The organism is Pseudomonas sp. BS3767 (assembly GCF_900099665.1).
Taxonomy (GTDB): domain Bacteria; phylum Pseudomonadota; class Gammaproteobacteria; order Pseudomonadales; family Pseudomonadaceae; genus Aquipseudomonas; species Aquipseudomonas cerasi.
In genome coordinates this window covers 801382-813180 of record NZ_FNCX01000002.1, presented here as the reverse complement: position 1 = coordinate 813180, position 11799 = coordinate 801382, and the positions used below count along the sequence as shown (strand labels likewise).

Sequence of the window (11799 nt, the reverse complement as noted above, 5' to 3'; positions counted from 1 at the left end):
GTGTAGTCAACGCCCCGAAAGAGCACTGGCAAGGTGCCAGATTTGAGAAGTGTCGCACCCGTCATGGGCGGGCGCGATCAGTGCTGTCGATCAATACTGGTAACGCAGCACCCCATGCGACAGGGCACGAACGGCGAAGATACCCAGCAGTGCGGTCATGGCTGGCACAACGAGCCACCAGACGCGCACCGACATGGCCGGCAGGGAGTCCTTGCGTTGGATGAACGCCAGGCTGGCGGCACAGACGCAGAACGCCAGAAGCATGCCCGCGAGAATGTCGGTGGGCCAGTGCACGCCCAGATAAACCCTCGACAGCGCGATTGCCAGGGCCGGAATACCGGCGACCAGCATCCAGGTCAGGCGCAGGCGCACGGGTTGGCCGCGTCCGGCCAGCACTGCCAGGGTCATGAACAGCGCAAAGGCTGCCGAGCTGTGGCCGCTGGGCATGCTGTACGTCGTCAGCGGCTCTAACAGCACCTCCGGGCGAGCGCGGGCGAAAAACGTTTTCAGGACGCCGTTGGCGATCGCGGTGCCCAGTGTGGCGGTCAGGGCAAAGGCTGCGTGGCGCCATTGCCTGGCAACCGCCAGCACGATGATCAGCAGGCTGGCGGCCAGCAACTGCGCCCTGAAATCGCCGATGCTGGTGACGAAGACCACGATGTGCTGCGTGGCTTCGCTGCGGTGTTCCTGGATGAGCGTCATCAGGCCGTTGTCGAAGTCGGCCAGCAAGGGAAAGCCGAAGAACAGCGCCGCGACCAGCACCAGGCTGAGCGCGGAGATCAGTCGGGTTGCGTAGCGTTTCTGGCGAATACTGCTCTGGATGCTCAACCCGAACAGCACGGCCAGGCTGCCGCCGACCACGGCCGCCTCGGGCCAGAAGCCTTCCGGCAGTGGCAGGCGAATGGCCGCGCCGGCTGCCCAGCCCGGCATCAGGTAGGCAATCGACCAGCCGGCCGCCGCCAGCACGCTGACCGCCACGAAGCGCGGCAGCGGCATGTCGCACATACCGGCGATCATCGGCAGCATCGGGCGCAACGGACCGATGAAACGTCCGACCAGCAAACTGGCGATGCCGTAACGGTGGAAGTATTTTTCCGCACCTTCCATCCACTCCGGGTGCGTGCGCAAGCCGGGCAACTGACGGATATTCTGATGAAAGCGCCGGCCTATGAAGTACGACACCGCGTCACCCAGCAGCCCGCCGAGAAAACCCAGTAATAGCACTTCGCTCAACGGCAGTATGCCGCTGCCCGCCAAGGCGGCGATGGCAAACATTATGACCGTGCCCGGCACGACGATCCCGACGATCGCGACGCATTCAGTGAAGGCCACCAAAAAGATTGCGACAGCTACCCAGGAAGGATTTGCGGTCAGCCAGCCGGTCATTCCATTGAGCAGATCGCCCATCGGTCAGTTTCCTTGATCGAGAAATAGGTAGTCGCGGCCTTCGACCTGACCGCGTCTGAGAGGGTTCCGTGTACAGAAACGGGCGTAACCGGCATCCACGAAGCGATACATCAGGTGCTCATCGCGACCGGCAGGAATGCCCAGTCGGGTGGTCTGGATAACGCGTTCGGGTGTCTGACCGACGTCCTCGACCAGTAACCTCTGCGGGTCGAAGCGCTTGGCGTCCCACACTGGGACTTTCAGGCCGAGCGCCTTGCACAGCAGCGTCTGGCCAGCGCACAGTCGTTGCGCCGGGCGCATCGCACCGCTGGCGTCGGGGTTGTTCAACTGCATCTGCGCCAACGCGTTTTCGTCGCTGGTCGCGTCGGTCCAGGGAAATGCCGACTTGATCAGTACGGCATTGCCCGGCCCTTCGGCGCTGAAATTCAACGAATCTCCGCCGCGCGCGTAGTACATATAGATGTGGCCGCCGTCGAGAAACAGCGCCTTGCGTTTCTCGGTATAGCCCAGCGAGGCATGACTGCCCTTTTCGGCGCAGTAGTAAGCCTCGGTTTCGATGATCCGCGCGGCCAGCCACAGATCGCCTGCCTTGTGACGGATGACCTTGCCCAGCAGATCGCGCGCCAGCAACTGGGCATCGCGGTGAAAGAAGTGGTCGGGTAGGGCTGTGGGCATAATCAGACGGGTACATTGGGAAAGAGCCCGATGATAACAAGCGCAACTTTAATTGCAGCTGAATGTGTCTGGATTAGGCACTTTGTTGTTTCTGAACGTGACCGACGCATGACATGTCGTTAGGCCCGTGCGTGATGCCTGTCTGCGCATTGCCGCCGGTAACACCCGTCGCTGTGGCGAAAAATCTGCGCACTGATATCGACCATCCGCCTGTCTGCGCTGTCGTTCGGACGGCACGACAGCTATAATCAGCCGCTTTCCTCTTTGCCAAGACCTCTGAGACCAATGACTGAGTCCGTTCTTGACTACATGACCCGCCTGGGTCGCGCCGCCCGCGAAGCTTCGCGAGTGATCGGTCGTGCCAGCACTGCGCAGAAGAACCGCGCCCTGCAGGCCACTGCCGCCGCTCTGGACGAAGCCCGCGCCGAGCTTTCTGCCGCCAATGCGCTGGACCTGGCCAATGGTCAGGCGAACGGGCTCGAGCCGGCCATGCTCGAGCGTCTGGCGCTGACCCCCGCCCGGATCGACAGCATGATCATCGGCTTGCGTCAGGTTGCAGCGCTTGCAGACCCGGTCGGTGCGATCCGCGACATGAGCTATCGGCCTTCGGGTATTCAGGTCGGCAAGATGCGCGTGCCGCTGGGTGTTGTCGGAATCATCTACGAGTCACGTCCGAACGTGACCATCGATGCTGCCAGTCTGTGTCTGAAGTCCGGAAACGCAACCATCCTTCGCGGTGGTTCCGAAGCCATTCATTCCAATCGCGCCATCGCGGCCTGCATCGAACGCGGTCTGGCCGAGGCCGGGCTGCCCGCTGCTGTCGTGCAGGTGGTCGAAACCACCGACCGTGCGGCGGTTGGCGCGCTGATCACCATGCCCGAGTACGTGGACGTCATCGTACCGCGCGGCGGCAAGGGTTTGATCGAACGCGTCAGTCGCGACGCGCGTGTGCCGGTCATCAAGCATCTGGATGGCATCTGCCATGTGTATGTCAGCGCCCACGCCGATCTGGCCAAGGCGCAGAAGATCGCCTTCAACGCCAAGACCTACCGTTACGGGATCTGCGGCGCGATGGAAACCCTGCTGGTCGATCAGACCATTGCCGCCGACTTTCTGCCGTCGATGGCCGCGCAGTTTCGCGAGAAGGGCGTCGAGTTGCGCGGTTGCGAGCGTACCCGTGACTTGATCGACGTGATCCCGGCCACCGAGGACGACTGGCACACCGAGTACCTGGCGGCGATTCTGTCGATTCGCGTCGTCTCCGGTCTGGATGAAGCCATCGAGCACATCAACCACTACGGCTCGCATCACAGCGACGCCATCGTCTCGGACCACCAGAGTCAGGTGCGCCGATTCATGGCCGAGGTCGATTCCAGTTCGGTCATGGTCAACGCGCCGACCTGCTTCGCTGACGGGTTCGAATACGGCCTGGGTGCCGAGATCGGCATTTCTACTGATAAGCTGCACGCCCGCGGTCCTGTCGGTCTTGAAGGTCTGACCTGCGAGAAGTACATCGTGATCGGTGACGGCCAATTGCGCGGACAAGCCTGACTTGAATAGCCCCATGACCGCGCTGCCCAGACGTATCGGCATGCTTGGGGGCACGTTCGACCCGGTTCATATCGGTCATTTGCGCGGTGCGCTCGAAGTGGCCGAATTGCTGGAACTCGATGAGTTGCGCCTGACGCCCAGCGCCAGGCCTCCGCATCGTGACATGCCGAGCGTCACCGCAGAGGATCGTCTGGCGATGGTTCAAAGCGCCGTTGCGGGTGTGTCGCCCCTGACGGTGGATGACCGTGAACTGAAGCGTGACAAACCGTCGTACACCCTCGACACACTGGAATCGATGCGCGCCGAACTGGCGCCTCAGGACCAGTTGTTCCTGTTGCTCGGTTGGGATGCCTTTTGCGGGCTGCCGACCTGGCACAGATGGGAAGAACTGCTGGAGCACTGCCATATCGTGGTGCTGCAACGCCCGGATGCGGACAGCGAGTCGCCGGATGCCATGCGCAATCTGCTGGCGGCCCGCGCAGTCAGCGATCCCAAGGCCCTGAAAGGGCCGGGTGGACAGATTACATTCGTCTGGCAGACGCCTTTATCGGTGTCTGCCACCCAGATCCGTCAACTGCTGGCCAGCGGTAAGTCGGTACGTTTTCTGGTGCCAGACGCGGTACTGGCCTATATCGATGCACGCGGACTTTACCGCGCGCCGAACACTGATGGGTCGTCCTGAAACTGCTTTGATCGACAAGCGTCTGGACGGTCCCACACATACGAGCTGAATGAGTTTTATATGACAAAGCAAAAAATGAGCAGTGAAGAAGTCATCAATGTTGCGATTGCAGCCCTTGAAGAGGTCAAGGGTGCCGACATCCTGACCATCGACGTGCGCGACAAGACCAGCATCGCCGACTACATGCTGATCTGCACCGGTACGTCCAACCGTCAGTTGAACGCACTGGTCGATAACGTCCGTGACAAGGTCAAGGCTGCCGGCCTGAAGTCCCTGAGCGAAGAAGGCAAGGGTGACAGCGACTGGGTCCTGCTGGACCTTGGTGATGTGATCGTCCACGTGATGACCGCTGCCGCACGCCAGTTCTACGACCTTGAGCGCTTGTGGCAGGGTGCAGAGCAAAGCCGTGCTGCCAGCGCTGCGCACCACACACCAGGCAACGAATAAGGCTTTGATGTGCGTCTGCGTCTGATCGCTGTGGGTTCGCGCATGCCCAAGTGGGTGGAAGAAGGTTGGCACGAGTATGCCAAGCGGATGCCCTCCGAGCTTGCGCTGGAACTGGTGGAAATTCCGCTCAATACCCGAGGCAAAAACGCCGACGTCGCACGCTTTATCCGTCAGGAAGGCGAGGCGATGCTGGCAAAAGTGCAGCCGGGCGAGCGGATTGTCACGCTGGAAGTGCATGGCAAACGGTGGAGCACCGAACAGTTGGCGGTCGAACTCGATCGCTGGCGTCTCGATGCACGCACGGTCAACCTGATGGTCGGCGGCCCCGAGGGGCTGGCACCTGAAGTCTGTGCCCGCAGTGAACAACGCTGGTCTCTGTCGCCGCTGACCCTGCCGCACCCGTTGGTGCGCATCCTGATCGGCGAGCAGATGTATCGCGCCTGGACGGTCCTGTCCGGGCACCCTTATCACAAGTAGCATCGTCTTTACTGTGAATACGGCCTAAATGTCTCAACCGATCCGCCTCAAAGACCACGAAAAGGACGCACGCCTGGTGCGCGGCAGGGTCGTGTTCGGTGCCATGGCGGTGGTGTTGCTGGTGTGCGTGCTGATTGCCCGGTTGTATTACCTGCAGGTCATCCAGTACGAGTATCACTCCACGCTTTCGGAAAACAACCGCGTTCACGTTCAGCCGATTCCGCCCAGCCGTGGGCTGATCTACGACCGCAATGGCGTTGTGGTCGCCGATAACCGGCCCAGTTTCAGTCTCAGCATGACCCGTGAACGCGCAGGCGAGTGGTCCAGCGTGCTCGACACCATTGTCGAGATCCTGCAGCTCACCCCTGACGATCGCATCATCTTCGAAAAGCGCATGAAGCAGGGGCGTAGGCCGTTCGAGCCGGTGCCCATCCTGTTCGAGCTGAGCGAAGAGCAGATCGCCCTGATCGCCGTCAACCAGTTCCGCCTGCCGGGCGTCGAAGTGGTTGCGCAACTGGTCAGGCATTATCCGCAAGGGCCGCACTTTGCCCACTCGGTCGGCTACATGGGACGGATCAACGAGAAAGAGCTCAAGAGCCTCGACCCGATCAATTACAGCGGCACGCACCACATCGGCAAGACCGGTATCGAGCGCTTTTATGAGCCCGAGCTGCATGGTCAGGTCGGCTACGAAGAGGTCGAGACCAACGCCCGTGGTCGCGTACTGCGTGTGCTCAAGCGCACCGACCCGATCCCCGGCAAGGACATCGTCCTGAGCCTGGACATCAACCTTCAGGAGGCTGCCGAAGCCGCGCTGGGCGGTCGTCGTGGCGCGGTCGTCGCACTGGATCCGGCTACCGGTGAAGTGCTGGCGATGGTCAGTGCGCCGAGCTTCGATCCGAACCTGTTTGTCACCGGCATCAGCTTCAAGGCCTATGCCGAGCTGCGCGATTCCATCGACCGGCCGCTGTTCAACCGCATCCTGCGAGGACTTTACCCGCCGGGGTCGACCATCAAGCCTGCGGTGGCGATTGCCGGGCTGGATACCGGTGCGGTGACGCCTGGCTCGCGGGTATTCGATCCAGGCTATTACCAACTGCCCAATTACGATCACAAGTACCGCAACTGGAACCGCACCGGCGACGGTTGGGTTGATCTGGACACGGCGATCATGCGTTCAAATGACACGTACTTCTACGATCTGGCGCACAAGGTGGGCATTGATCGGCTCGCTGCCTATATGAACAAGTTCGGTATCGGGCAGAAGGTCTCGCTGGACATGTTCGAAGAATCTCCCGGCCTGATGCCTTCCCGTGAATGGAAGCGCGCCACGCGCCGGCAAGCGTGGTTCCCCGGCGAGACGCTGATCCTCGGGATCGGTCAGGGCTACATGCAGGCAACGCCGTTGCAACTGGCCCAGGCGACCGCGCTGGTGGCCAACAAGGGGGTGTGGAACCGTCCGCATCTGGCCAGAACCATTGAAGGCAAGGCGCCTGTGGATGAAAACCCGATGCCGAACATCGTGCTGCGCGATCCGGCCAACTGGGAGCGCGTCAACCACGGCATGCAGGAAGTGATGCACGGCGCGCGCGGTACGGCGCGCAAGGCCGCCATCGGTGCGCAGTACCGGATCGCCGGCAAGAGTGGTACGGCCCAGGTGGTGGCCATCAAGCAGGGCGAGAAATACGACCGCACCAAGGTGCAGGAACGTCATCGCGACCACGCCTTGTTCGTCGGCTTCGCCCCGGCCGACAACCCGAAAATCGTTGTTGCAGTGATGGTCGAGAACGGCGAATCCGGTTCCGGCGTTGCTGCACCCGTCGTGCGTCAGGTCCTGGACGCCTGGTTGCTCGACGAAAACGGCCATCTCAAACCCGAGTACGCCGGTTCCCTGAATCTGGAGGCTGCGGCCCGTGAAGAGTAATTTCGACCGCATCCTGTCCAGTGAAGACGTGATGCGTCGCCGCGCTACCTTTCTGCAGCGCATTCATATCGATGGTCCATTGCTGATCCTGCTGCTGACGCTGGCGGCGGGCAGCCTGTTCGTGCTGTATTCGGCCAGCGGCAAGAACTGGGATCTGCTGATCAAGCAGGCCAGTTCGTTCGGTATCGGTCTGGTGGCGATGGTGGTGATCGCCCAGCTGGAGCCGCGCTTCATGGCGCGCTGGGTGCCGGTACTGTATGTCATCGGTGTCCTGCTGCTGGTAGTGGTGGATGTCATGGGCCACAACGCCATGGGCGCGACGCGCTGGATCAACATTCCCGGGGTGATCCGCTTCCAGCCTTCGGAGTTTCTCAAGATCATCATGCCGGCAACCATCGCCTGGTACCTGTCCAAGCGCACGCTGCCCCCGCATTTGAAGCATGTGGCGGTCAGTCTCGCTTTGGTCGGTGTGCCGTTCATTCTGATCGTGCGCCAGCCTGACCTGGGGACGTCGCTGCTGATTCTGGCCTCGGGTGCCTTTGTGCTGTTCATGGCCGGTTTGCGCTGGCGCTGGATCATCAGCGTATTGGCGGCGGCCGTACCGGCGGCGGTGGCCATGTGGTTCTTCTTCATGCATGACTACCAGAAGCAGCGCGTACTGACGTTTCTGGACCCCGAAAGCGATCCGCTGGGGACCGGCTGGAACATCATTCAATCAAAGGCTGCCATCGGTTCGGGCGGCGTGTTCGGCAAGGGCTGGCTGCTTGGCACCCAGTCGCACCTCGACTTTCTGCCGGAAAGCCATACCGACTTCATCATTGCAGTATTGGGTGAAGAATTTGGCCTGGTAGGCATCTGTGCGCTGCTGATCATCTATATGCTGCTGATCGGTCGCGGGCTTGTGATCACTGCACAGGCGCAGACATTATTCGGCAAACTGCTGGCTGGCGCGTTGACCATGACGTTTTTTGTTTACGTTTTCGTCAACATCGGTATGGTCAGTGGCCTGCTGCCAGTGGTGGGGGTGCCGTTGCCCTTCATTAGCTACGGCGGAACTTCGCTCGTGACCCTACTGTCAGCGTTTGGGGTTTTGATGTCGATCCATACGCATCGTAAATGGATCGCTCAGGTTTGATTAAGGTGAACTATTCAATGCAAGCAATGCGTAACTGGGCTCGATATGCTCCGGTGGTCGGTCTGGTGGGCATCCTTGGCTCGGTGCAAGAGGCACTGGCGGGCGACTATGAAGGTTCGCCCCAGGTGGCGGAATTCGTCGGTGAACTGACCCGCGATCATGGTTTTGCCGGTGAGCAGTTGATGAGTCTGTTTCGGGAGGTCGAGCGCAAGCAGGCCATTCTCGATGCCATTTCCCGCCCGGCCGAACGGGTCAAACAGTGGAAAGAGTATCGGCCGATGTTCATCACCGACACGCGCATCGCTCGCGGTGTCGACTTCTGGCGTCAGCATGAGGCGGCCCTGGCGCGTGCCGAGCAGGAATACGGCGTGCCGGCGCAGATCATCGTGTCGATCATTGGTGTAGAAACCTTTTTCGGCCGCAATACCGGTAACTATCGGGTCATCGACGCATTGTCGACGCTTGGCTTCGATTACCCGCCACGCGCCCAGTTTTTCCGCAAGGAGTTGCGCGAGTTTCTGCTGCTGGCTCGCGAGCAGCAGGTGGATCCACTGACCCTCAAGGGCTCGTATGCCGGGGCAATGGGGCTGCCGCAGTTCATGCCGAGCAGTTTCCGCGCCTATGCAGTGGATTTCGACGGCGACGGCCACATCAATATCTGGACCGACCCGGACGATGCGATCGGCAGTGTCGCCAGCTATTTCAAACGTCATGGCTGGGTGGCCGGGCAGCCGGTGGTCAGTCGTGCCACGGCGCGTGGCGACCGGGTTGACGAGGGGTTGAGCCCTGCGCTTGATCCGGTAATGTCGGTCGGGGAGTTGCGACAGCTGGGCTGGGCGAGTCATGATGCGCTGCGCGACGATATGCCGGTGACGGCGTTTCGTCTGGAAGGCGACAATGGTCCTGAATACTGGCTGGGTTTGAACAATTTTTATGCAATTACCCGTTATAACCGCAGTGTGATGTACGCCATGGCCGTATATCAGCTGTCTGAATCGTTGGTTCAAGCTCGAGGCGTCAAGTAATGCGGGCATCGCCAATTCTTCAATCATTCAAGCTTCTGGCGCTGACCGGCCTGGCAGTGCTGGTTGCCAGCTGCTCGTCGCCGTCACGCACAACGTCGTCGCAGTCGCCAAAAGGCGGTGCAGTCGTGCGCTCGATGCCGGGGCTGGATATCAACCGGGCCCACAAGGACGGCGCGCCGTGGTGGGATGTGGATGTCTCGCGTATCCCTGATGCAACGCCGACCCTGCACACCGGGGCCTACAAGGCCAATCCGTACACCGTGCTGGGCAAGACCTACTTCCCCATGAGCGATGCCAAGCGTTACGTCGCTTCGGGCACCGCCTCCTGGTACGGCACCAAGTTCCATGGCCAGAACACCGCCAATGGCGAGGTGTACGACCTGTACGGCATGAGTGCCGCGCACAAGACCTTGCCGCTGCCCAGCTATGTCAAAGTGACCAACCTGGACAACAATCGTACGGTGATCCTGCGCGTCAACGATCGCGGGCCGTTCTATTCCGACCGTATCATCGACCTTTCGTATGCGGCCGCCAAAAAGCTCGGCTACGCCGAAACCGGCACTGCACGCGTCAAGGTAGAAGGGATCGACCCGCAGGAATGGTGGGCGCAACGTGGTCGTCCGGCGCCGCTGATGCTCAATCAGCCGCAGGTCGTTGCCCAGGCGACGCCGCCTGCGCTGTCCACTTCGACCGGCACCGTCGAGCAGTACACGCCACCCCCTCAGCAGCACGCCGCACCTGTCGTGCCGTTGCAGGTTGACGCAAAAAAAAACGCTTCAGGACAAGCCGCTGGGCTGTTTCTCCAGGTGGGAGCCTTCGCCAACCCGGACGCTGCGGAACTCCTGAGGTCGAAATTGAGCGGGATGGTTCGAGCGCCGGTGTTCGTCAGCTCGATAGCGCGCAATCAGCAAACGCTCTATCGAGTGCGGATGGGACCGATCGACACGCAGGGTGAAGCCCAGCAGCTGCAAAACAGCGTCAGGTCGGCCAATCTGGGTCAGCCGAGCGTAGTGACATCGGATCAGTAAGTTTTTTCGACAATCGTTCCCCGGCAGCAATGGGGGACGGTATGCAGTCGCAGGCGGCGCAGATTTGCTTTCAGGGCAAGCGTTGCAGGTAACTGCCCACAAGGTCGTGTGTCGAACAGGCGACTTTGTCAGCCAGGGTTACAGCCTGGCGCCACGAGCCGTACCGAGGCGTTTCGCTTCGCCGGTCTGTTCAGTTTTGCCCGCAAGGGCATGTTTGCCCATTAGGATTCTCGAGAGACGGATGAACATCACCACCTTTGCAAAACGTTTGTGCCTGCTTGTTCCACTGATTATCACCCCGACTGTGTGGGCGGCAGAGCAGATGACGCCTGCTGCACCGCAACTGGCGGCCAAGGCCTACGTGCTGATGGATGCGACCAGCGGCAACGTCCTGGTCGAGAACAACGGTGATCAGCGTCTGGCTCCTGCCAGTCTGACCAAGCTGATGACCGCCTACATCGCGACCCTGGAAATCCGTCGCGGCCAGATCGGCGAAAACGATCCGGTGACGATCAGTGAAAACGCCTGGCGCACAGGCGGTTCGCGGATGTTCATCAAGGTCGGCAGCCAGGTCACGGTCAGCGACCTGCTGCACGGCATCATCATTCAGTCGGGCAACGACGCCAGCGTCGCGATCTCCGAGCACATTGCCGGCAGCGAAGATGCCTTTGCCGACATGATGAACAAGACTGCTGCCGATCTGGGCATGACCAACAGCCACTTCATGAACCCGACCGGTCTGCCGAACCCTGAGCACTACTCGTCGGCTCACGACATGGCGATCCTGGCGCGCGCAATCATCCACGAAGACCCGGCTCACTATGCGATCTACTCGCAGAAGGAGTTCTTCTGGAACGGCATCAAGCAGCCTAACCGCAACCTGCTGCTGTGGCGCGACAAGACCGTTGACGGTCTGAAAACCGGCCACACCGATGAAGCCGGCTATTGCATGGTCTCTTCGGCAGTGCGTGACGGCATGCGTCTGATCGCCGTGGTGTTCGGCACCAACAGCGAACAGGCTCGTGCAGCTGAAACCCAGAAGCTGCTGACCTATGGCTTCCGTTTCTTCGAAACCCAGAACTTCTACCAGAAGGGCACTGAGCTGGCTCAGGCCACGGTCTGGAAAGGTACAGAGCGTCAGGTCAAGGCCGGTCTGGCTGAAGATCTGAGCATGACCATGCCAAAAGGCGACATGAAGAAGCTGTCTGCCAGCATGACCATGAACCCGCAACTGGTTGCGCCAATCGCCAAGGGCGACGTGATCGGCAAGGTCGAGGTCAAGAAAGACGATCAGGTGGTTCACACCGCCAATCTGATTGCCCTTGATGCGGTTGAGGAAGGTGGTATTTTCCGCCGCGTGTGGGATAGCATCCGCCTGTTCTTCTACGGCTTGTTCAACTGATCCAGTAACCAATGCCGACCTTCTCGCGGCCTGCTCATGATCTGAG

At 60.7% G+C, this 11799-nt stretch carries 11 protein-coding genes; 9 read left to right on the top strand and 2 right to left on the bottom strand.

Annotation, left to right across the window (positions count from 1 at the left end):
- Positions 1 to 90 precede the first annotated feature (90 nt).
- Positions 91 to 1407 (bottom strand): bifunctional DedA family/phosphatase PAP2 family protein, encoded by a 1317-nt coding sequence (locus BLR16_RS08135; RefSeq protein WP_003368808.1) that lies wholly within the window; start codon positions 1405 to 1407, stop codon positions 91 to 93.
- Positions 1408 to 1410: 3 nt separating this feature from the next.
- Positions 1411 to 2082, bottom strand: a complete 672-nt coding sequence (locus tag BLR16_RS08130; RefSeq protein ID WP_044309545.1) for a DNA-3-methyladenine glycosylase — start codon at positions 2080 to 2082, stop codon at positions 1411 to 1413.
- 285 nt (positions 2083 to 2367) lie between these two features.
- On the opposite strand from BLR16_RS08130, the gene BLR16_RS08125 reads away from it, so the two are divergent.
- From BLR16_RS08125 to BLR16_RS08085, 9 genes are all read left to right on the top strand, one after another.
- Complete coding sequence (locus BLR16_RS08125) at positions 2368 to 3633, top strand: glutamate-5-semialdehyde dehydrogenase (RefSeq protein ID WP_074805268.1); 1266 nt, start codon at positions 2368 to 2370, stop codon at positions 3631 to 3633.
- A 22-nt stretch (positions 3634 to 3655) separates the two neighbouring features.
- Positions 3656 to 4315 (top strand): nicotinate-nucleotide adenylyltransferase, encoded by a 660-nt coding sequence (nadD, locus tag BLR16_RS08120; RefSeq protein ID WP_161437891.1) that lies wholly within the window; start codon positions 3656 to 3658, stop codon positions 4313 to 4315.
- 60 nt (positions 4316 to 4375) lie between these two features.
- Positions 4376 to 4762 (top strand): ribosome silencing factor, encoded by a 387-nt coding sequence (gene rsfS, locus BLR16_RS08115; protein ID WP_002555337.1) that lies wholly within the window; start codon positions 4376 to 4378, stop codon positions 4760 to 4762.
- A gap of 9 nt (positions 4763 to 4771) precedes the next feature.
- Positions 4772 to 5239: a 23S rRNA (pseudouridine(1915)-N(3))-methyltransferase RlmH gene (gene rlmH, locus BLR16_RS08110; RefSeq protein ID WP_074805262.1), complete on the top strand. Its 468-nt coding sequence runs from the start codon at positions 4772 to 4774 to the stop codon at positions 5237 to 5239.
- Between the two features lie 28 nt (positions 5240 to 5267).
- Complete coding sequence (gene mrdA, locus BLR16_RS08105; protein ID WP_074805258.1) at positions 5268 to 7163, top strand: penicillin-binding protein 2; 1896 nt, start codon at positions 5268 to 5270, stop codon at positions 7161 to 7163.
- Between the two features lie 31 nt (positions 7164 to 7194).
- Positions 7195 to 8298, top strand: a complete 1104-nt coding sequence (rodA, locus tag BLR16_RS08100; protein ID WP_003368803.1) for a rod shape-determining protein RodA — start codon at positions 7195 to 7197, stop codon at positions 8296 to 8298.
- A 17-nt stretch (positions 8299 to 8315) separates the two neighbouring features.
- The gene (gene mltB / locus BLR16_RS08095; protein WP_002555333.1) at positions 8316 to 9323 is read left to right on the top strand and encodes a lytic murein transglycosylase B; all 1008 of its coding nucleotides are present in this window, start codon (positions 8316 to 8318) and stop codon (positions 9321 to 9323) included.
- Entirely contained in the window at positions 9323 to 10351 is a 1029-nt protein-coding gene (locus tag BLR16_RS08090) for a septal ring lytic transglycosylase RlpA family protein (RefSeq protein ID WP_003431690.1), read from the top strand. Before mltB ends, BLR16_RS08090 begins: the two co-directional genes overlap by 1 nt.
- Positions 10352 to 10592: 241 nt before the next feature.
- Positions 10593 to 11753 (top strand): D-alanyl-D-alanine carboxypeptidase family protein, encoded by a 1161-nt coding sequence (locus BLR16_RS08085; RefSeq protein ID WP_003431689.1) that lies wholly within the window; start codon positions 10593 to 10595, stop codon positions 11751 to 11753.
- Positions 11754 to 11799: the final 46 nt, after the last annotated feature.